Origin of the sequence: Nocardioides perillae, from assembly GCF_013409425.1 — a bacterium.
Classification (GTDB): domain Bacteria; phylum Actinomycetota; class Actinomycetes; order Propionibacteriales; family Nocardioidaceae; genus Nocardioides; species Nocardioides perillae.
The window spans coordinates 1,040,591-1,065,839 of record NZ_JACCAC010000001.1 but is presented as its reverse complement, the minus strand read 5'-3'; the positions used below and the strand labels follow the sequence as shown (position 1 = coordinate 1,065,839).

General features: G+C 73.7%; 27 protein-coding genes. 9 read left to right on the top strand and 18 right to left on the bottom strand.

Translation table 11 applies throughout. From position 1 onward, the window contains the following. Positions 1-11 precede the first annotated feature (11 nt). The gene (locus tag BJ989_RS04955; RefSeq protein ID WP_179517243.1) at positions 12-404 is read left to right on the top strand and encodes a DsrE family protein; all 393 of its coding nucleotides are present in this window, start codon (positions 12-14) and stop codon (positions 402-404) included. Here the strand turns inward: BJ989_RS04955 and BJ989_RS04950 are convergent. After that, positions 398-1,057: a GDSL-type esterase/lipase family protein gene (locus tag BJ989_RS04950; protein ID WP_179517242.1), complete on the bottom strand. Its 660-nt coding sequence runs from the start codon at positions 1,055-1,057 to the stop codon at positions 398-400. The genes BJ989_RS04955 and BJ989_RS04950 overlap by 7 nt on opposite strands. Positions 1,058-1,139: 82 nt before the next feature. Further along, positions 1,140-2,219, bottom strand: coding sequence for an alpha/beta hydrolase (locus tag BJ989_RS04945; protein WP_246283400.1), 1,080 nt, complete (start codon positions 2,217-2,219; stop codon positions 1,140-1,142). Positions 2,220-2,323: 104 nt separating this feature from the next. Between BJ989_RS04945 and BJ989_RS04940 the strand changes: the two genes are divergently transcribed. The 5 genes from BJ989_RS04940 to BJ989_RS04920 all read left to right on the top strand — a co-directional run bounded on the left by BJ989_RS04940 (position 2,324) and on the right by BJ989_RS04920 (position 7,988). After that, on the top strand, positions 2,324-2,662 hold the full coding sequence (locus tag BJ989_RS04940; RefSeq protein ID WP_179517241.1) for a hypothetical protein: 339 nt from the start codon (positions 2,324-2,326) through the stop codon (positions 2,660-2,662). Next, complete coding sequence (locus BJ989_RS04935; protein WP_343049103.1) at positions 2,655-3,794, top strand: YihY/virulence factor BrkB family protein; 1,140 nt, start codon at positions 2,655-2,657, stop codon at positions 3,792-3,794. The genes BJ989_RS04940 and BJ989_RS04935 overlap by 8 nt, the downstream gene beginning before the upstream one ends. A 147-nt stretch (positions 3,795-3,941) precedes the next feature. After that, positions 3,942-6,164 carry an RNA degradosome polyphosphate kinase gene (locus tag BJ989_RS04930; protein WP_179517240.1) on the top strand — a complete coding sequence of 741 codons (2,223 nt, stop codon included), beginning with the start codon at positions 3,942-3,944 and terminating at the stop codon, positions 6,162-6,164. A 162-nt stretch (positions 6,165-6,326) separates the two neighbouring features. Then, a complete protein-coding gene (locus tag BJ989_RS04925) occupies positions 6,327-6,947 on the top strand; it encodes a DUF47 family protein (protein WP_179517239.1) in 621 nt (206 codons plus the stop codon). A 3-nt stretch (positions 6,948-6,950) separates the two neighbouring features. Then, complete coding sequence (locus BJ989_RS04920; protein ID WP_179517238.1) at positions 6,951-7,988, top strand: inorganic phosphate transporter; 1,038 nt, start codon at positions 6,951-6,953, stop codon at positions 7,986-7,988. 228 nt (positions 7,989-8,216) lie between these two features. On the opposite strand, the gene BJ989_RS18650 is transcribed toward BJ989_RS04920, so the two are convergent. From BJ989_RS18650 to BJ989_RS04890, 6 genes are all read right to left on the bottom strand, one after another. Then, the gene (locus tag BJ989_RS18650) at positions 8,217-9,086 is read right to left on the bottom strand and encodes a DUF559 domain-containing protein (RefSeq protein ID WP_179517237.1); all 870 of its coding nucleotides are present in this window, start codon (positions 9,084-9,086) and stop codon (positions 8,217-8,219) included. 571 nt (positions 9,087-9,657) lie between these two features. After that, complete coding sequence (pstB, locus tag BJ989_RS04910) at positions 9,658-10,437, bottom strand: phosphate ABC transporter ATP-binding protein PstB (RefSeq protein ID WP_179517236.1); 780 nt, start codon at positions 10,435-10,437, stop codon at positions 9,658-9,660. A gap of 16 nt (positions 10,438-10,453) precedes the next feature. Continuing rightward, on the bottom strand, positions 10,454-11,539 hold the full coding sequence (pstA, locus tag BJ989_RS04905; protein WP_343049102.1) for a phosphate ABC transporter permease PstA: 1,086 nt from the start codon (positions 11,537-11,539) through the stop codon (positions 10,454-10,456). Between the two features lie 2 nt (positions 11,540-11,541). After that, the gene (gene pstC / locus BJ989_RS04900) at positions 11,542-12,528 is read right to left on the bottom strand and encodes a phosphate ABC transporter permease subunit PstC (protein ID WP_343049101.1); all 987 of its coding nucleotides are present in this window, start codon (positions 12,526-12,528) and stop codon (positions 11,542-11,544) included. Positions 12,529-12,652: 124 nt separating this feature from the next. Then, entirely contained in the window at positions 12,653-13,765 is a 1,113-nt protein-coding gene (locus tag BJ989_RS04895) for an extracellular solute-binding protein (RefSeq protein WP_179517235.1), read from the bottom strand. Between the two features lie 210 nt (positions 13,766-13,975). After that, a complete protein-coding gene (locus tag BJ989_RS04890; protein WP_179517234.1) occupies positions 13,976-14,836 on the bottom strand; it encodes an NUDIX hydrolase in 861 nt (286 codons plus the stop codon). A gap of 48 nt (positions 14,837-14,884) precedes the next feature. On the opposite strand from BJ989_RS04890, the gene BJ989_RS04885 reads away from it, so the two are divergent. Continuing rightward, complete coding sequence (locus tag BJ989_RS04885; RefSeq protein ID WP_179517233.1) at positions 14,885-16,003, top strand: hypothetical protein; 1,119 nt, start codon at positions 14,885-14,887, stop codon at positions 16,001-16,003. 10 nt (positions 16,004-16,013) lie between these two features. Here the strand turns inward: BJ989_RS04885 and BJ989_RS04880 are convergent, their stop codons facing one another. The 4 genes from BJ989_RS04880 to BJ989_RS17105 all read right to left on the bottom strand — a co-directional run bounded on the left by BJ989_RS04880 (position 16,014) and on the right by BJ989_RS17105 (position 18,585). Further along, entirely contained in the window at positions 16,014-16,172 is a 159-nt protein-coding gene (locus BJ989_RS04880; protein WP_179517232.1) for a hypothetical protein, read from the bottom strand. Between the two features lie 283 nt (positions 16,173-16,455). After that, on the bottom strand, positions 16,456-16,659 hold the full coding sequence (locus BJ989_RS04875; RefSeq protein WP_134766768.1) for a cold-shock protein: 204 nt from the start codon (positions 16,657-16,659) through the stop codon (positions 16,456-16,458). A gap of 268 nt (positions 16,660-16,927) precedes the next feature. After that, positions 16,928-17,716 carry a sigma-70 family RNA polymerase sigma factor gene (locus BJ989_RS04870; protein ID WP_179517231.1) on the bottom strand — a complete coding sequence of 263 codons (789 nt, stop codon included), beginning with the start codon at positions 17,714-17,716 and terminating at the stop codon, positions 16,928-16,930. Next, the gene (locus BJ989_RS17105) at positions 17,716-18,585 is read right to left on the bottom strand and encodes a helix-turn-helix transcriptional regulator (RefSeq protein WP_218848732.1); all 870 of its coding nucleotides are present in this window, start codon (positions 18,583-18,585) and stop codon (positions 17,716-17,718) included. The genes BJ989_RS04870 and BJ989_RS17105 overlap by 1 nt, the downstream gene beginning before the upstream one ends. A gap of 187 nt (positions 18,586-18,772) precedes the next feature. On the opposite strand from BJ989_RS17105, the gene BJ989_RS18645 reads away from it, so the two are divergent. Continuing rightward, complete coding sequence (locus BJ989_RS18645; protein WP_179517230.1) at positions 18,773-18,916, top strand: hypothetical protein; 144 nt, start codon at positions 18,773-18,775, stop codon at positions 18,914-18,916. Between the two features lie 49 nt (positions 18,917-18,965). Beyond that, the gene (locus BJ989_RS04855; RefSeq protein ID WP_179517229.1) at positions 18,966-19,679 is read left to right on the top strand and encodes a GAF domain-containing protein; all 714 of its coding nucleotides are present in this window, start codon (positions 18,966-18,968) and stop codon (positions 19,677-19,679) included. Positions 19,680-19,692: 13 nt separating this feature from the next. On the opposite strand, the gene BJ989_RS04850 is transcribed toward BJ989_RS04855, so the two are convergent. The 6 genes from BJ989_RS04850 to BJ989_RS04825 all read right to left on the bottom strand — a co-directional run bounded on the left by BJ989_RS04850 (position 19,693) and on the right by BJ989_RS04825 (position 25,155). Then, entirely contained in the window at positions 19,693-20,121 is a 429-nt protein-coding gene (locus BJ989_RS04850; RefSeq protein WP_179517228.1) for a four-helix bundle copper-binding protein, read from the bottom strand. 70 nt (positions 20,122-20,191) lie between these two features. Further along, positions 20,192-20,752, bottom strand: a complete 561-nt coding sequence (locus tag BJ989_RS04845) for a MarR family transcriptional regulator (protein WP_179517227.1) — start codon at positions 20,750-20,752, stop codon at positions 20,192-20,194. Then, positions 20,749-21,417: an acetate uptake transporter family protein gene (locus tag BJ989_RS04840; RefSeq protein ID WP_179517226.1), complete on the bottom strand. Its 669-nt coding sequence runs from the start codon at positions 21,415-21,417 to the stop codon at positions 20,749-20,751. Before BJ989_RS04840 ends, BJ989_RS04845 begins: the two co-directional genes overlap by 4 nt. Next, positions 21,414-21,953 (bottom strand): hypothetical protein, encoded by a 540-nt coding sequence (locus BJ989_RS04835; protein ID WP_218848731.1) that lies wholly within the window; start codon positions 21,951-21,953, stop codon positions 21,414-21,416. The genes BJ989_RS04840 and BJ989_RS04835 overlap by 4 nt, the downstream gene beginning before the upstream one ends. After that, complete coding sequence (locus tag BJ989_RS04830) at positions 21,950-24,433, bottom strand: molybdopterin-dependent oxidoreductase (protein ID WP_179517225.1); 2,484 nt, start codon at positions 24,431-24,433, stop codon at positions 21,950-21,952. The genes BJ989_RS04835 and BJ989_RS04830 overlap by 4 nt, the downstream gene beginning before the upstream one ends. 59 nt (positions 24,434-24,492) lie before the next feature. Next, positions 24,493-25,155 carry a DUF305 domain-containing protein gene (locus tag BJ989_RS04825; protein WP_343049100.1) on the bottom strand — a complete coding sequence of 221 codons (663 nt, stop codon included), beginning with the start codon at positions 25,153-25,155 and terminating at the stop codon, positions 24,493-24,495. Positions 25,156-25,249 lie beyond the last annotated feature (94 nt).

Sequence of the window (25,249 nt, the reverse complement as noted above, 5' to 3'; positions counted from 1 at the left end):
GTCTTTGCCCCGTGCCCCCTCAGACCCCCGCAGCCCGCCGCCTCGTCGTCAAGGTGACCTGCGGCCCGGAGGACGCCGAGCGGTCCAACCAGGGCCTCACCGTCGCCGCCACCGCCGTGCTCGCCGGCGCCGAGGTCTCGCTCTGGCTGACCGGCGAGGCGACGTGGTACGCCGTGGCGGACCGCGACGTCGACCTCGGCCTCGCCGGCGCCACCCCCGCCACCGAGCTGGTCGACGTCGTGCTGGCCTCGGTGGGCGCCGGCAGCAGGGTCGTCGCGTGCACCCAGTGCGCCGCGCGCCGCGGCATCGTCGAGACCGACCTGCGCGAGGGCGCCGTCATCGCCGGAGCGGCCGGCTTCATCGAGGAGGTCCTCGGCGAGGGGGTCCAGGCGCTCGTCTACTGAACGGCGGCGAGGACGGAGGCCGCCCAGCGCCGTGCGGCCTCGCGGGTGGGGTGCACCCCGTCGCGCGACATCTCGGGCAGCCACGTGCCGTCGGGGGCGCCGACCGCGGAGGTGGGGTCGACCCAGGTCGCGCCGAGGTCCTCGGCGAGCGCCTCCTGGGCGTCGCGCAGCGGGCGGGCGTCACCGCGCGCAGGGGCCATCGGCGGCGGGGCGACGACCCACACCCGGGCGCCGGCGTCCTGGGCCGCGGTGACCATGGCCTCGAGGTGCACCAGCGACTCGGCCACCGGCACGCCCTGGAGCACGTCGTTGGTGCCGCCGAGGACCACCACCGCCTCCGGGTCGCGCGCCAGCACGTCGCGCTCGAAGCGCGCGGCCATCTCGTCGAGGCGCTGGCCGCGCACCGCGACGTTGGCGACGAAGCGCCAGGGCGAGCGCTCGTCGGTCACCACGTAGCGCACCCACGACCGGCGGCTCGGCATCCCGCGGAACGACTCCGACCCGGCCTGGGTGATCGAGTCGCCCACGAAGACCGTGGGCACGCCGCTCTCGCTGAAGCTCGGCGCCGTCAGGGTGCGCCAGCCGCCGAGGGCGGCGACGAGCAGGGTCGTCACCACCAGGACGCGCGCTGCTCTGCTCCCCCGGTGTGGCACGCGCGCCACGCTAGAGGCGTGGCAGCCGCACGCCAGGGGTCTTCACCGGATCGTGACCGAGGCCCGCGCCGGCGCTGAGCGGTCAGGAGAGCCCGCGGCGCAGCGCCTCGGCGATGTCCTGGACGGCCGCGCGGGAGGTGCGGCCGACGCCGACGACGTTGAAGAAGCTGTGGATCAGCGCGCCGAAGCGGTGCAGCTCGACCTCGACGCCCGCCTCCCGCAGCTTGGCGGCGTACGCCTCGCCCTCGTCGCGCAGCGGGTCGAAGCCGGCGGTGCAGACGTAGGCGGGCGCGAGGCCCTCGGGCAGGTCGGCGAAGAGCGGCGAGGCGCGCGGGTCGCGGCGGTCGGCCTCGTGGGGCAGGTAGCTCTCCGCGGCGAGGTCCATGAACTCCGCGGAGAGGTAGAAGCCTTGCGCGAAGGTGCGGTGCGAGTCGTGGCTGCGCGTCATGTCCGTCGCGGGGTAGACGAGCAGCTGGAAGGCCAGCGGCAGCCCCTCGCGCGCGGCCGCGATCGCGGTCGTCGCGGCCAGGCAGCCGCCGGCGGAGTCGCCGCCCACCGCGAGCCGGTCGACGTCGGCCCCGAGGTCGGAGGCGTGCTCGACCACCCAGCGGTACGCCGCGACGCAGTCGTCGTGGGCCGCCGGGAAGGTAGCCTCAGGCGCGAGCCGGTAGTCGACCGCCACCACCCGCACTCCCGCCCGCTCCGCCAGCACGCGGCAGGTGGCGTCGTGGGAGTCGAGGTCGCCGTAGATCCAGCCGCCGCCGTGGAAGAAGACCAGCGTCGGGTCGCCGGTCGGCCGCGTGGCGGTGCCCACGAGCGCGCGCGGGACGTAGAGACGGGCGGCCATCCCGGCGACCTGCAGGTCGCGGGTCTCGCCGATCGGCTGCCGCCCGCCCGCGATCCCCGCCCCGTGCGCGAGCGCGACCCGGCCCGCCGGGATCGGCAGCGTCTCGACCGGCTTCTGGGTGGCGGCCTGCAGCCGCAGCATCAGCTGGGTCTCGACGTCCAGCTCCTGGCCCTCCACCACCACCGGCTTGCCGGCGAGGCGGCGCTGCACGGGCGCGGGCAGCGCCATCGCGCCCATCAGCACGCCGGCCTCGACGTGGGTGCGGGCGAGGTGCGCGATGCGGGCCGCGCGGGCCGGGAGGGACGTCGTCGTCATGGGGAGGAAGGTAGCGGCGCTTGCCCCGGCGCTGGCGGGGTACCGCTCAGCGGACGCACGACCCGCACACCCGCTGTGCACACCCGACTCCCCAGGAGGACCCCGTGAAGGGCAAGATCACCCTGCTCGCCGGCGCTGCCGTCGGCTACGTGCTCGGCGCGCGCGCCGGCCGCGAGCGCTACGAGACGATCAAGACCCAGGCCGGCCAGGCCGCCGAGAAGGTCCGCCAGGACCCGCGCGTGCAGGAGAAGGCCGCGCAGGCGCAGGACCTCGCCAAGGAGAAGGCCGCCGAGGCCACCCAGGCGGTCAAGGACAAGGTGGGCGGCTCCGACGGCGGCTCCGACGGCGCCTCCTCGACCAGCACCCCCGGCACCGGCACGACCAGCGCGGCCGGCACCACCGGCACCACGGGCACCGGCACCACCGGCGGCACCGGTGCCTGACCGACCCCACGCCGACCACCCCGCGAAGCCCGACTCCCCGACCGAGCTCCGCGGCCCTGCCAAGGGGTACGTCGTGCGGCGGGGCATGCGAGAGTTCGGCAAGGACCACTGCACCGACCTCGCCGCCGCGCTGACCTACTACGCGGTGCTCGCGCTCTTCCCGGCGACGATCGCGCTGCTGTCGCTGGTCGGCCTGGTGAGCAACCCCACCGAGACGGTCAGCACCCTGCTCGACGTGCTGCGCCGCGTCGGCGCCGGCTCGGCGGTCGACACGCTCGAGCCGACGATCCGCGGGCTCGCCACGGGCGACAGCGCCGGTTTCGCGCTGGTCACCGGTCTCGCGCTCGCGCTCTTCTCCGCCTCCGGCTACGTCATGTCCTTCGGCCGGGCGATGAACCGGATCTACGAGGTCGAGGAGGGCCGCCCGGTCTGGAAGCTGCGCCCGCAGATGGTGCTGCTCACCGCCGTGCTCGTGGTGCTCGTCGCCGCCGTGCTCGTCGGCCTGGTCGTCAGCGGCCCGGTCGCGCAGGCGATCGGCGGCGTCATCGGCCTGGGCGACCAGACGCTCACCGTGTGGAACATCGCCAAGTGGCCGGTCATCCTCGCGGTGGTCGTGCTGATCGTGGCACTGCTCTACCAGTTCACGCCCAACGTGCAGCAGCCGAAGTTCCGCTGGCTCTCCATCGGCGCGGTCTTCGCGATCGTGGTGTGGGCGCTGGCCTCGGTCGCCTTCGGCTTCTACGTCTCCAACTTCGGCAGCTACGACAAGACCTACGGCTCGCTGGCCGGCGTGGTCGTCTTCCTGCTGTGGCTGTGGCTGACCAACCTCGCGCTGCTCTTCGGCGCCGAGCTCGACGCCGAGATCGAGCGCAGCCGCGAGCTGCAGGCCGGCATGGCGGCCGAGGAGTCGATCCAGCTGCCGCTGCGCGACGACCGCAACGTCAAGAAGCAGGAGGAGAAGGAGGCCGAGCTGGTGGCCCGGGCCCGCGCGCTGCGCGAGACCCGCGGCCGCGAGGGCGACCCCGACGACGTCGACGCCGACGAGCGGGCCACTGCCGAGGAGCGCACCGACGTGCCCGCCCAGCGCGGCAGCACCGCCGAGCCCGCGAAGGCGGGCCGGCGCCGGCGCTGACCCCCCGCGGCGCCGCCGCGTGCCGCGCGGCAGCGTGCCGACCGACGGCCGCACCCCACGTCGTACCCACCCCGGGTCGGCGGGTGGTGCGGCCGTCGTGCGTCGCGAGGACACCCCGCGTTCACCGACCGGTGGGAGGATCGGGCCATGAGCGTCCAGGACACCTCGATCGTGCACGCGGTGACGGGCTCGCTCGACGAGGGGCCGCTCGACGGCGCCGCCCGCGCGGAGCAGTCCGACAGCTTCGACGTGGAGCCGCCCTACGCCCCCGACCCCGCCGAGGTGGCCGGGGTGGAGGAGTTCGAGGACCGCTTCCTCGACCGCGAGCTGTCGTGGCTGCACTTCAACCAGCGCGTGCTCGAGCTCGCCGAGGACGAGACGCTCCCGCTGCTCGAGCGGGTGCGCTTCCTGGCGATCTTCACCAGCAACCTCGACGAGTTCTTCATGGTGCGCGTCGCCGGCCTCAAGCGGCGCATCGCGGCGGGGGTGGCCGTGCGCGCCGCCTCCGGCCTGCTGCCCCGCGAGGTGCTCGAGCAGATCTGGCGCACCGCCGGCCAGCTGATGGAGCGCCAGGCGCAGCTCTTCGCCGCCGAGGTGCAGCCGGCCCTGCGCGCGGAGGGCATCGAGCTGGTGCGCTACGACGACCTCGAGCGCGACGAGCAGAAGACCTGCAAGCGGCTCTTCAAGGACCGCGTCTTCCCCGTGCTCACCCCGCTCGCGGTCGACCCGGCGCACCCCTTCCCCTACATCTCCGGGCTCTCGCTGAACCTCGCCGTCGTGGTGCGCAACCCCAAGACCGGCAAGGAGCACTTCGCGCGCGTCAAGGTGCCGCCGATCTTCAGCCGCTTCGTGCCGGTCGGCGGGCAGCGCTTCGTGCCGCTCGAGGACGTCATCCGCGAGCACCTCAAGCGGCTCTTCCCCGGCATGGAGGTGCTGCGCGCCCACACCTTCCGCGTCACCCGCAACGAGGACCTCGAGGTCGAGGAGGACGACGCCGAGAACCTCCTCGCCGCCCTCGAGAAGGAGCTGCTGCGCCGCAAGTTCGGCCCGCCGGTGCGCCTCGAGGTCGAGGAGTCGATGGACGACACCGTGCTCGACCTGCTGGTCTCCGAGCTCGGCGTCACCCGCTCGGAGGTCTTCCGGCTGCCGGGCCCGCTCGACCTGCGCGGCCTGCACGACATCGCCGACCTGCCGCGCGACGACCTCGGTTTCCCCGCCTTCGTGCCCTCGACCCACCGCCACCTCGCGGAGGTCGAGTCGGCCTCGCCCGTCGACGTCTTCAAGGCGGCGCGGCGCCACGACGTGCTGCTGCACCACCCCTACGACTCCTTCGCCACCTCGGTGCAGCGCTTCCTCGAGCAGGCGGCCGCCGACCCGCACGTGCTGGCGATCAAGCAGACGCTCTACCGCACCTCCGGCGACTCCCCCATCATCGACGCCCTCGTCGACGCCGCCGAGGCCGGCAAGCAGGTGCTCGTGATCGTCGAGATCAAGGCGCGCTTCGACGAGCAGGCCAACATCCGCTGGGCGCGCAAGCTCGAGCACGCTGGCTGCCACGTCGTCTACGGCCTGGTCGGGCTCAAGACCCACTGCAAGCTCTCGATGGTCGTGCGCGACGAGCCCGACGGCATCCGCCGCTACACCCACATCGGCACCGGCAACTACAACCCCAAGACCGCCCGGACCTACGAGGACCTCGGCCTCATCACCGCCGACGACGCCATCGGCGAGGACGTCGCCCACCTGTTCAACAACCTGTCCGGCTACAGCCGCAACGCGTCGTACGCCGAGCTGCTGGTCGCCCCCGACAGCGTGCGCGACGGCCTGGTCGAGGCCATCCACGCCGAGATCGCCCACCACGAGGCCGGGCGGCCGGCCCGGATCCGCCTCAAGGCCAACTCGGTGGTCGACGAGGCGGTCATCGACGCGCTCTACCTCGCCTCGCGCGCCGGGGTGCCGGTGCAGCTGCTGGTGCGCGGCATCTGCTCGCTGCGCCCCGGCGTGCCGGGGCTCTCGGAGACCATCGAGGTGCGCTCGGTGCTCGGGCGCTTCCTCGAGCACAGCCGGGTCTTCTGGTTCGAGTCCGGCGGCGAGCCGCAGGCGTGGATCGGCTCGGCCGACCTCATGCACCGCAACCTCGACCGTCGCGTCGAGGTGCTCGTGCGGCTGCCGCACCCCGACTCCGTCGCCGAGGTCGGCGCGCTGCTCGACCTCGCCTTCGACGCCGACACCGACGCCTGGGCGCTCGGGCCCGACGGCACCTGGACCCGCCACCCCGGCCCCGTCCACCTGCACGAGGAGCTGATCGCCCGGCAGCGTCGCCGCCGCCACGAGCGCCGCGAGGCGGCCGGCGGCGCGGTCACCCCCTGAGGCACCGCGTCGAGGCGTTTCGCGACGACACGCCGCACGACACGCAGGGGCCGCGACCGTTCGGCGTACCGGGTGGTCGGGACCGTCGCGCGGACTTGTGGCCGCGGGCCAGGCTGCCCCTAGAGTGAGCGCGGTTCAGCCCCCGCTCACCAGGAGTTCTCCGTGCGTTTCAAGTTCCGCCCGGTCGACGCGTCGTTCTACGACCTCTTCGCCGAGCAGGCCCGCCACCTCGTGCGCGGCGCCGACCTGCTGGCCGACATGCTGGCGGAGGGGGCCGACCGCGACGCCGTCGCCAGCGCGATGCGCGACGCCGAGCACGCCGCCGACGAGACCACCCACGCCATCGTCAAGCGCGTCAACAGCACCTTCGTGACGCCCTTCGACCGCGAGGACATCTACGCGCTGGCCTCGGGCCTCGACGACGTGATGGACGAGATGGACGAGGCCGTCGACCTGATCCTGCTCTACGACGTGCGCACGCTGCCCGCCGAGATGTCGGAGCAGGTCGAGGTGCTGCAGCGCTGCGCGGAGATCACCGCCGACGCGATGCCCAAGCTGCAGTCGTCGCTGCAGGACATGGGCGACTTCTGGATCGAGCTCAACCGCCTCGAGAACGCCGGCGACCGCACCCACCGCAAGATCCTCGCAGGCCTCTTCGACGGCCAGACCGAGCCGCTCGAGGTGATCAAGCTCAAGGACATCGCCGACGCGCTGGAGCGCGCGATCGACACCTTCGAGACGGTGGCGAACCGGGTCGAGCAGATCGCCGTCAAGGAGTCCTGACCGGTGGAGATCGCCATCGTCGTGGCGGTGGTCGTCGTCGCCCTCGTCTTCGACTACACCAACGGCTTCCACGACGCAGCCAACGCGATCGCGACCTCGGTCTCGACGCGTGCCCTGACCCCGCGGGTCGCGCTCGCGCTCGCCGCGGTCATGAACTTCGTCGGCGCGTTCCTCGGCCAGAAGGTCGCCAAGACCGTCGCCGACGTCATCCAGTTCAGCCCCGAGCAGCTCTCGCCCGACGCGGCGACGTCGGTGACGATCCACGCGCTCGTCATCGTGATGTCGGGCCTGCTCGGCGCCATCGCGTGGAACCTGCTCACCTGGTACTACGGCCTGCCCTCGTCGTCCTCCCACGCCCTCATCGGCGGCCTGGGCGGCGCGGCGATCGCGGGCGGCGTCTCGGTCAACTGGGACACCGTGGTCGGCAAGGTCGTCATCCCGATGGTGCTCTCGCCGCTCTTCGCCTTCGCCGCCGGTTTCGCGGTGATGGTCGCGATCATGTGGCTCTTCCGCCGGGCCAACCCCGGCCGGGCCAACCGCGGCTTCAAGGTCGCCCAGACCGTCTCGGCGGCCGCCATGGCGCTCGGCCACGGCCTGCAGGACGCGCAGAAGACCATGGGCGTCATCTTCCTCGCCCTGCTCGCCGGCGGTTACGTCGCCGAAGGCGACGACCTCCCCTTCTGGGTCATCTTCTCCGCCGCCGCCGCGATCTCGCTCGGCACCTACGCCGGCGGCTGGCGCATCATGCGCACCCTCGGCCGCCGCATCATCGACCTCGACCCCCCGCGCGGCTTCGCCGCCGAGTCGGTCGCGGCGTCGGTGCTCTACACGACCGCCTTCGTCTACGAGGCCCCGATCTCGACGACCCACACCATCACCTCCGCCGTCATGGGCGTCGGTGCGACGAAGCGGCTCTCCGCCGTGCGCTGGGGTGTCGCGCGGTCCATCCTCACCGCGTGGGTGCTGACCTTCCCCATGGCCGCCCTCGCGGCTGCGGTGGCGTACTGGATCAGCCACTTCTTCCTCGAGGTCCTGATCTGACGCTCGACCGGGGCTGCTGCTGGTCGGTGGCCCCGGCACGAGCGTCATGCGGTCCGCACGCAACTGCGCCGCCACCGCATGACGCAACGCGGCCGCGACCACGCGCGTACGCCGGGGCGCGCCGGCCCCCCCACGCCGGCGTCATGCGATCCGCACGCAACTGCGCCGCCACCGCATGACGCAACGCGGCCGCGACCACGCGCGTACGCCGGGGCGCGCCGTGTCCTCTCACCCCGCGGCGGTCGCCGGGCGGTGCGGGAGCGGACAGCCGGAGGCGCGTAGAGCGCACTCGATCTGCGCGAAGAACTCGCCGGGCGCCGCGCGGTAGCCGAGCAGGGGCAGTCGCAGCACCACGTGGTCGGTGAGCGTCAGGGCGTTCTGCCGCAGCGCGTCGGCCACGACGTGCGTCGCCCAGGAGTGCTGCACCCCGTCGATCTCGACGACCACGCCCCACTCCTCCCACACCGCGTCGACGACGTGCCGCCCGTCCGGCCCACGCCGCGCGTTCACCACCGGCTCCGGCAGCCCACGCTCACGACAGGCGCGCACGAACTCTCCCTCGCTCAAGGTGCGTGCCCCGTGCAGGAGGTCCAGGACCGTCGCGTGGAGCAGGGCACGTCGCGGGTCCCGCCTCACCCGGAGCGCCTGCTCGGCCACCCGCTCGGCGCTCGTCAGCCCCTGCTGCACGGCCATCGTCAGCAGCAGCGCCCCCTGCGTGTCGCTGCGCGCCCACAACAGTGCCCGGACGGCGGCCACCTCGGGGCGGGTGTGCGGCACACCGGTCGGAGCGACGTCGGCAGCGTCCCAGCGGCGGGTCTGCCGCACGTCGGCCAGGCGAGTGCGCCGCACCCGCGCGCCGCGCGGGACCGACACGCGGATGCGCACGCTCGGCCGCCACCCCTCGAGGCCCGCAGCCTCGAGGCCGGCCTCACCGTCGAGCGCGGCGCGCAGACCACCTTCGAGGACTGCCACCCACTGCTGCGTGTCGCGGGGCAGCGGGCCGCTGAAGGTCACCACGGTCTGAGGTCCGGTGCGCTGCCAGCGCCCGGCGCGCAGCTCGGCGCTGACCTGCGACCGCGTCGACCCCGCGGCGTACACCTGGCGTCGCGACAGGGCGCCCCCTTGCCGCGACGCGAGCTCGGCGAGCCGTCTCCGCCGGGCCGCCCGACCGGCTGCGCGATCGGCCTCGCGCCGCCGGCTGGCCGGGCGCCCGGTCGCAACCGGTCGGGGCCCCGGGCTCGGGGCGGCGTCGGGGGTCGGCGCCGCCGTCGGCGCGGGAGCGAGCAGGTGTCCGTGGTGGTGCCGATCGGGTCGCATGCGTCGACGGTCGCCCGTCGCGACCGGGCAGCGGTGGGCGAACCGCGCCCCCTGTGCAGGACCGAGCGTCTAGGTGGCGTTGTGCACGTCGAGCGGCGCACGGCCACCGCGGTGGCGCGGCCTCACGCCGCGCCGTACGCCCCCCCGGCTCCTCCCCGCAGCGTCATGCGGTCCCGGTGCAACTGCGTCGGAACCGCATGACGCAACCGGCGGCGACCGCGCGCACCCCACCGAGCGTCATGCGGATGGCGCGCAACTGCGTCGGATCCGCATGACGCAGCCGACGGCGACCCCGGGCGTACGCCGAGCGCACCCACCCCGCAGTCGGACTACCAGACGCAGCGGGGCAGGCTCAGCCGAAGCGACCAGAGATGTAGGCCTCGGTGGCCTCGTTGGCGGGGTTGGAGAACATCTGCTTGGTCTCGTCGTACTCGACCAGGTGGCCGGGCTCGCCGGTGGCCTTGAGGTTGAAGAAGCCGGTCTGGTCGGAGACGCGCGCGGCCTGCTGCATGTTGTGGGTGACGATGACGATCGTGTAGTCGGACTTGAGGTCGAAGATCAGGTCCTCGATCGCCGAGGTGGAGATGGGGTCGAGCGCGGAGCACGGCTCGTCCATGAGCAGCACCTGCGGCTGCACCGCGATGGCGCGTGCGATGCACAGCCGCTGCTGCTGACCGCCCGAGAGGCCCATGCCGGGCTTGCCGAGGCGGTCCTTGACCTCGTTCCACAGGTTGGCGCCGCGCAGCGCCCGCTCGACGGCGTCGTCGGCGTCGGACTTCGACATCTTCCGCGCGTTGAGGCGGTTGCCGGCCAGCACGTTGTCGTAGATCGACATCGTGGGGAACGGGTTGGGCCGCTGGAAGACCATGCCGATCTGGCGGCGCACCGCCACCGGGTCGACGGAGGGGTCGTAGAGCGACTGCCCGTCGACCATCACCTTGCCCTCGACGCGGGCGCCGGGGATGACCTCGTGCATGCGGTTCAGCGAGCGCAGGAAGGTCGACTTGCCGCAGCCGGAGGGGCCGATGAAGGCGGTGACCGACTTCGCCGGGATGTGCATGCTGACACCCTGCACGGCGAGGAAGTCGCCGTAGTAGATGTCGAGGTCCGAGACGTCGATGCTCTTGGCCATGGGTCAGTCCTACCTCTCAGCGCCCGCTCTTGGGGGCGAAGTACGTGCCGATCGCCCGCGCCAGCAGGTTGAGCAGCATGACGATCGCGACGAGCACGAGGGCGGCGCCCCAGGCGCGCTCCAGCTGCTCGGCGTCGTAGCGCCCACCCGTGGTCACGGAGGAGTAGATGAAGACCGGCAGCGTCGCCATCCGGCCGTCGAAGGGGTTGAAGTTCACCGTCGTGGTCGTGCCGACGATGATGAGCAGCGGGGCGGTCTCGCCGGCCACGCGCGCGATGGCGAGGGTGACGCCGGTGGCGATGCCGGCCACCGCGGTCGGCAGCACGACCTTGACGATGGTGCGCCACTTCGGCACACCCAGGGCGTACGACGCCTCCCGCAGCTCGTCGGGGACCAGCTTGAGCATCTCCTCGGTCGCCCGCACCACCGTCGGGATCATCAGCACCGAGAGCGCGACCGCGCCGCCGATGCCGAAGCGCACCGACGGGCCGAAGATCAGCGCGAAGAGCGCGTAGGCGAACAGGCCGGCCACGATGGAGGGGATGCCGGTCATGACGTCGACCAGGAAGGTGATGGTGCGCGCCAGGCGGTTGCCCTTGCCGTACTCCACGAGGTAGATCGCGGCGAGCACGCCGATCGGCACGGAGATGACCGTGGCCAGGGCGGTGATGATCAGCGTGCCCATGAGGGCGTGGTAGATGCCGCCGCCCTCGCCGAGCACGCCGCGCATGTCGAAGGTGAAGAACTGCGCCGACAGCACGCCGACGCCGTTGCTCACGACCTCGTAGACCAGGCTCACCAGCGGGATCAGCGCCACGGCGAAGGTCGACCACACGAGCGTGGTCGCGAGCCGGTCGACGGACTTGCGGCGCCCCTCGACCGCCTGCGACCACGCGGGCAGCGCGAGGACGACGAGCACCCAGGCGAGCAGCACGGTGGGCACCAGGCCGAGGCCGCCGATCATGCCGACCAGCGCCGCCAGCGCGACGCTCACCACGGCCGCGAGGGCGGGCGCCCAGCGCGGCAGGGTGGGCGTGGTCAGCGGCAGCGACAGCGGCTCCTCGGGTGCCGGGGCCACGGGACGGGTGTCGAGCTCGGTCACGGTCAGCCCCTCTCGAGCTTCTTGCGGCCCCGGTCGGCGATGTAGCGACCGAGGAAGTTGACGGCGAAGGAGACGACGAAGAGCACCAGGCCGCTGAAGATCAGCGTGTTGATCTTGGTGCCCGAGGCGTTGCCGAAGTCCAGCGCGATGTTGGCGGCGATCGTCGACGGGTTCGAGGTCGAGATCAGGTTGATCGTGATGATGCCGGTGGCGGAGAGCACCATCGCGACCGCGAGGGTCTCGCCGAGCGCGCGGCCCAGGCCGAGCATGACCGCGGAGACGATGCCCGAGCGCGAGTGCGGGAAGACGGTCATCTTGACCATCTCCCACCGCGTCGCGCCGAGCGCGAGGGCGGCCTCCTCGTGCATCTTGGGCGTCTGCAGGAAGACCTCGCGGCAGATCGCGGTCACGATCGGCAGCGCCATCACGGCGAGCACGATGCCGGCGGTGAGGATGGTGCGACCCGAGAGCGCCGGGCCCTCGAAGAACGGCAGCCAGCCGAGGTTGTCGCCCAGCCACTGGTAGAACGGCAGGATCGCCGGCGCGAGCACGGCACGCCCCCACAGGCCGTAGACGACGCTCGGCACGGCGGCGAGCAGGTCGATCACGTAGCCGATCGGCCGCGCCACCCTGCGCGGGGCGTAGTGGGAGATCACCAGCGCGAGGCCCACGGCCAGCGGCGTGCAGATCAGCATCGCCAGCAGCGCGGCGAGCAGCGTGCCGTAGAGCAGCGGCCACACGAAGAGGACGATGTTGTCGTAGCCGTAGGCGTTCTCCCCCGACGCGTAGAGCGCGGGGGCACCCTCGATCGCGAGGAAGATCGCGACCCCGGCGAGGACGACCATGATCAGCACGCCGGCGCTGCGGGCGAGGCCGGCGAAGACGGCGTCGCCGCGGCGGCTGGTGCTGCCGCTCAGCCCGACGGACTCGTCGAGCCCGCCGGGGCCGACGGGGCCGCCGGCGGACGGGCCGGTGGTCAGTGTGGACACGGGTTCCTCTCCTCGTTGCTGCGGTGCAGGCCGGCCCCGGTCGGGGACGGACCGGCGGCGCGCCGGAGGGTCCGGGCCGCCTCGGCGGCCCGGACCCTCGCGGTGCGGTGCGTCTCGATCGTGCTCAGCCGACCTGGATGCCCTCGACCAGCTCGGTGACCTCGGCCTCGAGGTCGTCGGCCAGCGGCGCCGAGCCGGCCTCGGTGGCGCCCTGCTCCTGACCCTCGGGGCTGAGGACGTACTCGAGGTAGGCCTTGGCGAGCTCGCCCTGGCCGTCGCCGTCGTAGGACTGGCACGCCATCATGTAGGACACCAGGACGATCGGGTAGGTGCCGGCCTCGGCGGTCGTGTAGTCGAGCTCGAAGACGAACGACTGGGGCTCGCGGCCCTCGACGCGCGGGGACGCCGACAGGATCGCCGCGGCGGCCTCGGGGGTCGGGCCGACGAACTCGTCGCCAACACCCACGTTGGCCACGGCCAGGTCGCCGGCCTGCGAGGCGTCGGCGTAGCCGATGGCGTTGGTGCCGTTGGTGACGGCTGAGATGACGCCCGAGGTGCCCTGGCCGGCCTCGCCGCCGTACTCGGTCGGCCAGGTCTCGACGACGCCGGCGTCCCAGACGTCGGGGGCGACCGCGTCGAGGTAGGTGGTGAAGTTCTCCGTCGTGCCCGACTCGTCGCCGCGGTGGACCGGGTTGATGGGCTCCGACGGCAGGTCGGCGTCGGGGTTGGTCTCGGCGATGGCCGGGTCGTCCCACTGGGTGATCTCGCCGGCGAAGATGCCCGCGATGGCCTCGGGGCTCAGGTCGAGCTCGTCGACGCCGTCGACGTTGAAGACGATGGCGATCGGGCTGACGTAGTTGGGGATCTCGATCGGGGCGGTGCCGCCGCAGCGCTCGGTGGCCGCGGAGAGCTCGCCCTCGTCGTCGGTGAGGTAGGCATCCGTGCCCGCCGTGGGGTAGGTGCCGTTGATGAAGGACTCACGACCGCCGCCCGAGCCGACAGGGTCGTAGGTCACCGTCACGTCGGGGTTGGCCTCCTGGAACCCCACGATCCAGGCGTTCTGTGCGGCCTCCTGCGAGGACGCGCCGCCGATGGCGAGCTCGCCGGAGAGCGACGACTCGCCGCCCTCGCTGCCGCTCGCGCTGCTGGTGTCGTTGCCGGCGGCGCAGCCGCTCACGGCGAGGGCCAGCGCGGCGACGCCCGGCACGAGGGCCCGGCGGAAGGAAGTGGTGCGCACGTCGTGTCTCCTGGTGTGTGCATGTCTCTCGGGTGACTGACACCGAGGACGCTAAGCACCGCAGGTGACCTGATCCGTGGCCGCAGGTGAACGAGCCGTGAACGTCGACCGCCCGTTCCCCGACCTCGAGGCGGGGGTGAGACGTACACCACGTGAACGAGCCCCGGGGGGCTTGACGAAGCGGTCTGGACCGCCCTCGCGGAGCGGCCCTCAGAGCGGCCGCTGCACCTCGGTGGCGACGACCCGACCCTTGCGGTGGTGCACCACGAGGGCGTCGCCGGGCGCGAGCCGCTGCTCCTCGACCCCCAGCGCGCCCAGCACCAGCGGCAGCACCGGCCGGTGGGTGCACACCACGACGCCGGAGTCGCGGGCGAGCAGCTCCTCGACCACGCCCGCCACCGCCTCGGGCGTCGCGTCCTCCTCGCTCAGCACGTCGTGCGCCTCCAGACCGAAGCCGGTGGTCGCGGCGTAGGGCTCGACGGTCCCCACGCACCGCGCGCTGCTGGAGGTGGCGACCGTCGTCACGTCGTACGCCGCGAGGACGGGCACGAGCGCCTGGGCCTGCAGCGTGCCGCGCTCGGCGAGGGGGCGGAGGCGGTCGTCGCGCTCCCACTCCCGCCGCGGGAAGGCGTCGCCGTGGCGCAGCACCAGGAGCGCACGGGTCTTCTTGCGCACCGCGGCCGCCCGCGCGAGCGTCACGCGGTCGTGGTCGTGGGTCAGCAGCGCGGCGGCGTCGTCCCACGGCACCCAGCGCACCTGGTCGACCTCGTCGGTGGCGCGCCACCCGGAGACGTCGTCGCTGCCGACGACGCGCCCGACCCAGTAGTCGACGTGCTTGCGGCGACCGCCGGCCACCGCGTAGTCCTGCCCGGGCAGGGGCGGGCCGAGCCGCACGTGCAGGCCGGTCTCCTCCTCGACCTCGCGGACGGCGGCGGCGGTGGGGTGCTCCCCCGGGTCGAGCTTGCCCTTGGGGAAGGACCAGTCGTCGTAGCGCGGTCGGTGGATGAGCAGCACCTGGCGGCCCCGCCGGGTGACGACCACGCCCGCGGCGAGGACCTCGCTGCTCGGCATGCCCCGTAGTCTCACACCCGCAGCCCGTCGTGAGGAGAGCCGACCCCCGTGAGCGAGACCGCCCCGCCCGCGCCCGCGCGGCGCCGCGCATGGCCGGTCCTGGCGCTCGTGGTGGTGCTGCTCGCCGGCGCCGCGGTCGCCGGGACGCTGTGGTGGCGCGGCCGCGGCACCGACCTCGAGCGAGCAGCCGCGTGGGCCCCGCCGACCACCGAGCGGCTGTCGTGGGTGGACTGGAGCGGCGTACGCCGCGAGCTGGGCGCCGACCTCGACGCCGACTCCGACGGCGACGCGCTCGCCGACTTCCTCGCGCGGGCCTTCGAGGCCGACCTCAGCGCGACCTCCTCGCTCGTGCAGTCCGCGCCGGCGCTGCAGCGCGAGCTCGGCCTCTCCCCCGCCACGGTCGACTGGGAGGCCTTCACCCAGTCCGCCGAGGGAGCGCTCACCACGCTCGGCGCGGGCGAGGTCGACCTCGACGAGCTCGGCGACGACCTGGAAGCGCTCGGCTGGCGCCGGCCGCCCGACGACGACGGGGTGTGGGTCGGCGGCACCGACCTGGTCGCGGGCATCGACCCCGCGCTCACCCCGCAGGTGTCCTTCGTCGCGATCCTCGAGGACGAGGGGCTGGTGCTCACCAGCGACGAGGCGGACTACCTCGAGAGCGGCGTCGCGGCCGTGCGCAGCGACGCCGAGGCCGGGGTGGAGCCGCTGGTCGACGTCGCCGGGGCCCTCACCGCCGACGGCGCCTCCCCCCTCGCCGCGTCGCTGCTCACGGGCGCCAACGCCTGCGTGGCGCTCGCGATGGCGCAGGCCGACGACGCCGCGCAGGCCGAGGCAGACGCGCTCCTGGCGGCCGCGGGCGAGACCCGGCCCTACGCAGCCCTCGGCACGGCCCTGCTCCCCGGTGCCGGGGAGTCCGGCGAGGAGGCGGTGGGCGCACGCGTGGCGATGCTCTTCGAGACCGACGACCAGGCGCGGGCCGAGGCAGACGTGCGCGCGCAGCTGGCGGTCGGGCCTGCGCCCGGCCAGGGCGGCGACTTCGCCGACCGCTTCGCCCTCGTGGAGGCCCGCGCCGAGGGCAGCGCCGTCGTGCTCGACCTGGACCCCGTCGACGGGGCCTACGTGCTCTCGGACCTGTCGAACGGTCCGGTGCTCTACGCGACCTGCTGAGGCGTCGCCGTCACCCGTCCGCGGGGCGGGTGACGCCGAGGATCTCGTCGATCTGCTGCGGCGTCAGGTGCTCCTCGGCCTCGCTGGCCGCGATGATGAGGTTGGTGGTGAGCTCGACCTCGACGAGCAGGTCACGGTCCTCGAGCGACACGTCGAACTGGTCGTGCACGGCGGCTCCTCGGCTGGTGGTGCGGGTGCAGCGGCGGGGGGTGGCTGCAGGGGACGGCAGCACGGGGTGGTGCCGCCGAGGAGCAGTCTGCCCACGTCGGGCGCGGACGAAACCCCGCTCACCCGCACGGGCCGGTCACGGTCCAGACCGCAGGCGCGACCTCCGCGCAGCGACCCCCTCGACGCGACACGGGGCCGCACCTCGCGAGAGGTGCGGCCCCGTGTGCTCGGTGCCAGAGTCGCCGGACGAGAGGCCCGGCTCCGCCGCCAGCGATCCGTGAGGATCAGGCGGGGCGGACGTTCTCCGCCTGCGGGCCCTTGGGGCCCTGCGTGACGTCGAACTCGACCTTCTGGTTCTCGTCCAGGGACTTGTAGCCCTGGGTCTGGATCGCCGAGTAGTGCACGAAGACGTCGTCGCCGCCGTCCTCCTGCGCGATGAAGCCGAAACCCTTCTCGGCGTTGAACCACTTCACGGTGCCCTGAGCCATCTGCTGTTACTCCTTGATCGGAACGAGGCCCACCACGGCGGTGGACCACACGCGCTGCGGTGACACAACGCTCCGACTTGCAGTTGGCAGGGGCCGTGCGCAAGACAAAACGCCGTTGGATCACAAACTCCGCGGGCGTACCTGCTGGAACTTGCAACGCGTGCGAGCACGACACTACCAACGACGACCCCCTCCACCACCATCCCTGGGGGGAGGTTTGTGGAGACCCGGCGTGAACTCCTGGTGACGACGACGTCACGTCGGGTCCCTAGGAGGCGACCGCGACCTCGTCGAGGCCGGCCAGCGAGGCCCGCATCGAGGTGAGCACCCGGTGCAGCAGCCGGGAGACGCGGGCCTGGGTGAGGCCGAGCTCGGCGGCGATCTCGCGCTGGGTGAGGCCCTCGGCGAAGCGCAGCCGCAGGACCGCGCGCTCCAGCGGGTCGAGCGCGCGCAGCAGCGGCTCGAGCAGCAGTCGCGCGTCGGCGCAGCCCATCGACCGGTCCTCGGCGTCGGCCAGGAACGCGCCCAGGCTGTCGCCCTCGCCGTCCAGGAAGGGGTGGTCGAGGCTCACGGCACGGCGGCACGAGCCGGCGCTCAGGGCCTCGTAGACGGTGGCGGCGTCCTCGCCGACGTCGCCGGCGATGCGGCTGACGCTCGCCACGCTGCAGCGCTCGGGCAGCGGGCCCTGCGCCGAGACCCGGCCGTGGGCGCGCTGCACCTCGCGCGGCGGGCGGACGGCCCAGCCGTGGTCGCGGAAGTGGCGGCGCACCTCGCCGCTGATGCTCGGGACGGCGTAGCTGAGGAGGTCCTCGCCCTTGCTCGGGTCATAGGCGCGCACGACGCGCACCAGCGCGGCGTAGGCGACCTGGTAGAGGTCGTCGAGGGAGGAGCCGCGCCCGCCCAGCCGGCGCGCGACGGCCTCGGCGACCGGCATGTTGAGCACGACGATCCGGTCCCACAGCTCGCGCCGCTCGGCCTCGTCGTCGGTGGCGCGCACCTGCTCGTAGAGCTCGCGGGTCGCGACCCGCCGCTCCTCGCGCTCCGCGGCGCTCGCCATCAGGACACCGCGCCGGCGGCGAGGGGGGTGCGCGCGACCACGGCGGGCACCGACACCGGGGCGACGGCCGCCGCGGCCGCCGGGGCCGGAGCGGCGGTGCGCGCCGGGCCGGTCTCGGCGGGCGGGGTCGTCGCCTGCACCTCGGTCAAGGTGGCGGCGAGGCCGGCGAGGCCGTTCTCGAGGCTCCACGCGACGGCCTGGGCGCGGCGGCTGGCGCCGATCTTGCGGTAGGCCTGGCGCAGGTAGGTCTTGACGGAGTTGACGCTCAGCGTGAGCTGGTCGGCCATCTCGGTGTTGGTCAGGCCGCGGGTGAGCAGCGCCAGCACCTGCTGCTCCCGCGGCGTGAGGCGCACACCACCGGGGCGGCCGCCGTCCTCGGCGACGCGGCGGGCCTCCTCCTCGGCCTCCTGTGCGGCGACCTCCTCGGCCCGCTCGACGGAGGCCGCCAGCAGGTCGGCGACGCGGGGCCGCGGCGCGCGCGGCGCCGGCGGGGGCGCGGGGGTCTCGGCCCACGGGGTGGGCCGGCCCTCGCGCAGCGCCTCGAGGGCGGCGACCAGGCGCGCGGCCGGCAGCGACTTGGGCAGGCAGGGGCCTGCGGTGTGGACCGGCAGCTCCTCGGGACGGGCCCACGACCAGACGACCGCGACCGCCTCGGCCCGCTTCTGCAGGTCGCGCAGCAGCGACCGGCTGAAGTCGGACTGGCGCACCGGCTCGTAGAGGATGACGTCGATGCCCGACGGGTCGCGCAGCGCCTGGCACGGGTCGACGATCTCGACACGCTCGGCGAAGGGGGCGAGCACGGCCTGGAGTCCGGCGATCGAGACCTCGCAGTCGTCGACGAGGGTCAAGGTGAGCGTGCTGGTCGTCATCAGGCCTCCTGGCGTGTCGGATGGCGCAGGGCTCGCGCCGGGCGTCCGGTAACCGGGCAGCCCCCCCTCAAACGCCCGTACGGGTGAGGAAAAATTTTTCCCCACCCGTGTGGCGACCGGCGCCCGTGGTTACCGGTCCTGCGGCCGGCACCCCGACCGGTCGTCGTCCTGTCCGCGGAGGTGTCCCGTGCGCGCTGTCGGTCGAGCGCTCTTCGTCCTGCTGGCGGCCTCGTCCCGCCTCGGCCCGGCGTGCGCCGGCTGCCGCGTGGTGCCGGTCGACCGGGCCGGCGCCACCTGCTCGCCCGCCTGCTGGTCCGCGCGCCACCGCTGACGACGGCGTCGGCCCACCCGCTCCACCCCACGACCGAGGAGGACAGATCGTGGCCTCGCGCCCGCTCGAGCCCCTCCCGGAGACCGTCGAGGCGGTCGGCGAGCTCGGGCCCGGGCCCGACGACGACCTGCTCCCCGAGCTGGGCCGCCTGGTCTCCCGCGCCACCGAGGTCGTGCCGTCGCTGGCCGGGGTGAGCCTGGCGCGCAGCCACGACGGCGTCACGTTCACCCTCGTGTCGTCCTCCGAGCGGGCCGCCGCGCTCGACGCGGTGCAGTACGTCGACGGCGGACCCTGCATCGAGAGCGGCCACCACGCCGAGGTGCACGACCCCCGGCCCGACGACCCGCTCGACGAGGAGCGCTGGCGCCTCTTCGCCGCCGCCACGGCCGCGCACGGCGTGCGCAGCACGCTGACCCTGCCGGTCCTCGCCGAGGGCGACGTGGTCGGCACCGTCAACCTGTACGCCGCCCAGCCGCACGCCTTCGACGACCGGGTCGGCCCGCTCGCCGAGGTCTTCGGTGCGTGGGCGGAGGGCGCCGTCACCAACGCCGACCTGTCCTTCTCCACCCGCGACGCCGCGCGGGAGGCGCCGCAGCGGTTGCGCGACCGCTCGACCTTCGAGGTCGCGACCGGGATCGTCGCGGCCCAGCTCGACGTCGACGTCGAGGCGGCCGAGGCCCACCTGCTCGACGCCGCCGCGCAGGCGGGCGTCGAGCCGGTGGAGCTCGCCCTCGAGGTGATCCGGGTGCGCTGGGGCCGCTGAGGCGGCGACCTGCTCAGACCGAGAGGGCCTCGAGGACTCGGCGGCACGCCGCCTCGCAGCGGCGACACGCCTCGGCGCAGACCCGGCAGTGCTCGTGCATCCCGGCGTGCTGCTCGCACTCGTCGCCGCACGCCCGGCAGGCGTCGGCGCAGGCCTGCACGAGCGACCGGACGAGGCCGAGGTCGCCCGGCGTGAGGCGCGAGAGCACACGGCCGGTGGCGTCGCAGACGTCGGCGCAGTCGAGGTCGGTGCGGATGCACCGGCGCAGCTCGGCGACCATCTCCTCACCCAGGCAGGCGTCGGCGCAGGCCGTGCAGGCCTGTGCACACGTCGTGCAGGCGTCGATGCAGTCGGCCAGGACCTGCGGGTCGAGGCCGAGGCCGCCGCCAGCGGCAGCCGGGTGGGAGCGGATCATCTGGGCGGTGGTGTCGTGGTGGGTCATGCGGTTCCCTCCATCCGCCCCCGGCGGTCGCCGGGGGCTGTCGGTGCGGGCGGTCGACCGGTCCGCGGCCTCACAGCAGCCACGGGATGATCCGGCCGTCGGGCAGGCCGACGGTCTCCTGGGGCGGCGCAGCGGCCACCGCGGCGGAGAACGCCTCCAGGCCGCGCGCGAGCACGGCCAGGTCGTCGGGCGGCACCCGGTCGACGACGGCGCGGAGGAGGTCGCGACGCGCCTCCATCAGGCCGGCGACGAAGGCCGTGCCGCGGTCGGTCAGGCGCAGCCGCACCTGCCGACGGTCGTCCTCGGCGGTCGCCCGCTCGACCTTGCCGGAGGCGACCAGCTGGTCGCAGGTGCGGCTGGCGTTCGAGGGGTTGACGTCGAGGTGCTGAGCCAGGGTCGCGAGGTTCACCGGCCCCCGGGAGTCCAGCAGCACGAGCGCGCGCAGCTGCGGGACCGTGATCTCCTCGGCGACCGCGGACAGGGTGCGGGCCACGACCGCGGTCATGGTGCGCGAGACCGCGAGGAGCGCCTCGGTGGCGCGCGCCGCGTCGTACGCCGTGCGGTCGGGGTCGACGGGGCCGTCGAGGCTGTCGGGGGCGCCTGCGGGGCCGCGGTCGTCGAGCTCGCTCACAGCTGCTGACGCACCCCCGGCTCGGTGGCGACGTCGTCCACCTGGTCGGCGAGCCGCCCGTCGAGGGCGGCCCGGCTCCGGCCGCGGCGCCCGAGCGGCAGCACGGTGCGACCCTCGCTGCCCTCGAGCTCCAGGGCGAGGGCGGCGTAGAGGCTGAGCCCGGCGAGGCCGATCCCGACCCAGCCGGCGGCGTCGAGCCACCCGCGGCCGCCGTCGAGCTCGGCGAGGCCGGTGACGGCGAAGCGGGCCGAGCTGCCCACGATGACCAGGGCCGGCACCGCCTTGGTGCGCGCAGCGGCGGCCGGGACCAGCAGGCAGGTGGCCGAGGCGAGCAGCAGCACGCCCAGGCCCGGGCTGCTGGCACCCGGCGGTGAGGCGAGGGTGGCCAGGCAGGCGGCGGCCCAGGTCCCGGCGAGGATGCCCCTGCCGGTCGCCGCCACGGGGTCGCGGGCGAGGAAGCCCATGACCGCGGCGAGCAGCTGCAGCGGCACGGTGAGGACGAGCACGCCCAGGGCGACCGTGCTGCCCTGCGCCTGCGGCACCCAGCCGAGCTGGACCGCCGCGAAGCAGGTGGTGGCGACCGCCAGCGCCAGGAACCCGAGCGGCAGCGGACTCGCGAGCGGGCGCAGCACCACGCGGGGGGCGGCCTGCAGGTCGGCGCTCACCCGGTCACCATCACCTGGGCGGCGGTCTCCTTGACCTTGCCGTTGGCCCACCGCATCTGCCGCAGGGTCTCGGGGTGGCAGTCCTGCGCCACCGCGAGCAGCTCGGTGTCCTTCATCGCCTGCGCGGTCTGCGCGAGCACCTCCCAGTCGAGCGAGACGCCGGCGGCGGTGCGGTGGATGTGGCGCAGGTCGGCGAGGAGCAGCAGCGTGGGCTCGTGGTGTCGCCCGGCGAGCTCGGACGCCTTCTGCTTGAGCCTGGCGGCGAGCGTCGACTCGTCGGAGGGCTCCGGGTCGAGGTCCAGGTCGTAGTCGCGGCCGATGCGGGCGAGCTCGCGCACGTGCTCCTGCGACCACGCGGCGACGTCCTTCGCGACGTGGAAGACCTCGTGGTCGACCTTCTGCTGGTCGGCCAGGGACAGCAGGGCGGTGGCGAGGTCGTCCTCGGAGCGGTGCAGCTCTTCGATGGCGGCGGCCACCTTGTTGCCGCTGAGGCTGCGCAGGGTGCGCACCACCTGCGCGGGGCTCACGGGGCTCACCGCGCACCTCCCACGGTCTCCAGCCGCTCGTCGGCCTGCGCGGCGTCTCCTCCCCGGGTGTCCGGCACGGGTGGCCCGCCGTCGCCGACCGGTCGCGAGGCGGTCGTGGTGGGCGCGCGCGACGGCTCGCCGTCGGCTCCCCGGAGCCGGGTCGCCGTCGCGGCGGCGGTCTTGAAGAGCGGCTGCTTCGAGGCGGGGTCCCAGTCGGTCATGGTCAGCTCGTTGGCCGCGCGACCACCGTCGCCCGCGTCGTCGCCGGGCTGGTGGCCCGCGCCGGTGTCCCAGTAGCCGTAGTGGAAGGGCAGGAAGAGCACCCCCTGGCGGATGCCGCTCACGCGCAGCCTGGCGGTCACCCGTCCGCGCGGCGTGCGGACCTCGAGCAGGTCGCCCTCGGCCCACCCCTGCTCGGCGGCGTCGGCGGCCGAGCACTCGACCCACACCTCGGGCGCGGCGGCCTGCAGCTGCGGCGCGCGGGCGGTCTTCGTGCGGGTGTGGAAGTGGTAGAGCGTGCGGCCGGTGATGAGCTGGAAGGGGTAGTCGGACGAGGGCACCTCGTGGGGCACGACGTACTCGGCGGCCTTGAGGACCGCCTTGCCGTCGGGGTTGAGCGCCCTGTACTCCGTCGGGGAGACCGGCGTGCCGGTGACGAGGTCGCGACCGTAGGACTCGCAGTAGTCGGGCGCGGACCAGAACTGCCCGTCCTCGTAGATGCGCTCGGTGCCGTCGGGGTGCTCGTCGTTGCACGGCCACTGGATGCCGCTGCCGCCGCGCAGCTCGTCGTAGGACAGGCCGGTGTAGTCGCAGGGCCGACCGCGGGTGCACTCCTTCCACCCCTCGAACGCCTCCTCCGGCGTCGTCCACTTCACCAGCGGCGCCCCGTCCTTGTCGCGCAGGTCGAGGCGGCGGGCGTAGTCGACGAGGATGTCGAAGTCCGAGCGGGCCTCGCCGGGCGGCTCGACCGCCTTCTCGGAGAGGTGCACGGTGCGGTCGACGTTGGTGAAGGTGCCGGTCTTCTCGCCCCAGGTGGCCGCCGGCAGCACGACGTCGGCGAGCTGCGCGGTCTCGGAGAGGAAGATGTCCTGCACGACGAGGAACAACCGGTCCTGGGACAGGATGCTGCGCATCCGCTGCAGCTCGGGCATCGACACCGCGGGGTTCGTGGCCGTCACGTAGAGGAACCGGATCGAGCCGTCCTCGACGTAGCGCATGATCTGCATCGCGTGCGTCGGCGCGGTGTAGTGCGGGATGTCCACCGGGTCGATGTTCCAGACCCGCGCGAGGTCCTCGACGTGGGCGTCGTTGCTCCAGTTGCGGAAGGCGGGGAGGTCACCGTCGGCCCCGCACTCGCGGGTGTTCTGGGCGGTGGGCTGCCCGTTCATCTGCAGGATCCCGCAGCCCGGCTTGCCGAGCATGCCGCGCACGATGTGGACGTTGTTGACCAGCACGGCCGCGGCGGTGGCCTGGTGGGACTGGTAGAAGCCCTGGAGCACCGTGGAGAAGAGCCGCTCGGAGGTGCCGATCAGTCGCGCGGCCTCCCGCAGGTCGGCCTCGAGCACCCCGCACACCTCGGCGGCCCGCTCGACGGAGTAGCCCTGCAGCATCTTCTGCAGCTCGGGGAAGCCGACGGCGTGCGCCTCGACGTAGTCGTGGTCGACCCAGTCGTGGGCGAGCACCTCGTGCAGCAGCGCGTTCATCAGCATCACGTTGGTGCCGGGTCGCGGCGCGAGGTGGACCGTCGCCGCGCGCGCCACCGGTGTCTCGCGGGGGTCGACGCAGACGATCGCGGGCGGGTGGGGCCCCGCGAGGCGGTCGAGGATGCGCGTCCACAGCACCGTCTGCGTCTCGGCCATGTTGTGGCCGTAGAGGCAGATCACGTCGGCGTGGTCGAGGTCGGTGTAGGAGCCCGGCTGGCCGTCGCAGCCGAACGACTCCTTGAGCGCCGCGGCGGCGGTGGCGGTGCACAGCCGGGTGTTGCCGTCGACGTGGTTGGTGCCGATGCCGCCGTGGGCGATGAGCCCGAGCGTGTAGTACTCCTCGAGGAACAGCTGGCCGGTCGTGTAGAAGGCGATCGAGCTGGCGCCGCGCTCGGCGAGCAGCTCCTTCGTGCGGCCGGCGACCGCCTCCATCGCGGTGTCCCAGTCGGTCTCGACGAGCTCGCCGTCGCGGCGGACCAGCGGCTTCGTGAGCCGGTCGGGCGAGCCGTTCGCCTGCCAGCCGTAGAGGTCCTTGGGCCCGAGCCTCCCGTGGTTGACCCGGTCCTCCGCGCGACCGCGCACCCCCACGATGCGCCCGTCCTTGACCGCGATGTCGAGGCCGTCACCGTTGGAGTGCAGGATCGAGGCGGACTGGTGCCAGGCGTCGACGTCGTCGTCGCCGAGCCCCTCGGCGAGGTGCTGGTCGACGCGCACCGGCCAGGTCTCCCCCGGTCCGTACGGCGTGCGGGTGCCCCACGGCTCCGCTATCCGGTCGAGTCGTCCCACGTCGCTCCCCCTCGTCCGGCGACGGCCCGGTCGGCGCGTCCCCCTCGTCCCGTAGCCCGTCAGCCCTGATCCATGCGTGCGCGCAACGAACGCCCGGCGTCGAGCACCGGCCCCACGGCCGCGACGAACCAGCCCCGCTGCTGCGCGGAGCCGCGCGCGGGCTCGGGCGCCGGGGCGGCGGTGGCCTCGAAGTCCGGCACCGGTCGCTCGGCGGCCTCCTCCTGCGTCGTGGCGAGGCCGTGCTGCTCGATGTCCTCGAGCAGCCACTCCATCTCCTCGATCTCGCGGCGTTGGGCCACGATGATCTGGTCGGCGAGCTCGCGGACCCGCACGTCGTCGATGTCGGCGCGCTCGCTCGTGAGGATCGCGATCGAGTGGTGCGGGACCATCGCCTGCATGTAGCGCTCGTCGCCGATGGCCAGCTGGGTGCGGGACGCAGCGAAGGCGCCGAGCCCGACCGCGAGCGCGACGGCCACGACCACCGCGTTCCACACCTTGCTGCGGTACATCATCGAGGCCATGAAGGCGAGCATCACCAGGGCCATCGCGCCGGTGGAGGTCAGCGCCATGTAGAGGCGCTCCTGGCTGTAGTGCACGTGGCCCAGGTCGTAGACGCTGCTGTACATCAGCACGAACATCACGGCCCCGGACGTCGCGATCATCGCGGCGAACCGGGCGTACATCCGCCTCTCGTGTCGCTCCTGCTGCTGCTCCTCGCCCACGTCTCCTCCCGTCGTTGCGCTGACGCACGGACTCCGTCGCGTACCCGACCGGGCGGCGGGGCACACGGGGCCCGCCGCCGACTAGAGTCGCGCC

Bases quoted from the DNA above. Each gene is read 5' to 3' on its own strand.
- BJ989_RS04930 (WP_179517240.1), top strand. From the start codon at position 3,942: ATGAGCGTCCAGGACACCTCGATCGTGCACGCGGTGACGGGCTCGCTC.
- BJ989_RS17105 (WP_218848732.1), bottom strand. From the start codon at position 18,585: ATGACGACCAGCACGCTCACCTTGACCCTCGTCGACGACTGCGAGGTC.
- BJ989_RS04945 (WP_246283400.1), bottom strand. From the start codon at position 2,219: ATGACGACGACGTCCCTCCCGGCCCGCGCGGCCCGCATCGCGCACCTC.
- BJ989_RS04850 (WP_179517228.1), bottom strand. From the start codon at position 20,121: ATGACCCACCACGACACCACCGCCCAGATGATCCGCTCCCACCCGGCT.
- BJ989_RS04870 (WP_179517231.1), bottom strand. From the start codon at position 17,716: ATGGCGAGCGCCGCGGAGCGCGAGGAGCGGCGGGTCGCGACCCGCGAG.
- BJ989_RS04890 (WP_179517234.1), bottom strand. From the start codon at position 14,836: ATGCCGAGCAGCGAGGTCCTCGCCGCGGGCGTGGTCGTCACCCGGCGG.
- pstB (WP_179517236.1), bottom strand. From the start codon at position 10,437: ATGGCCAAGAGCATCGACGTCTCGGACCTCGACATCTACTACGGCGAC.
- BJ989_RS04875 (WP_134766768.1), bottom strand. From the start codon at position 16,659: ATGGCTCAGGGCACCGTGAAGTGGTTCAACGCCGAGAAGGGTTTCGGC.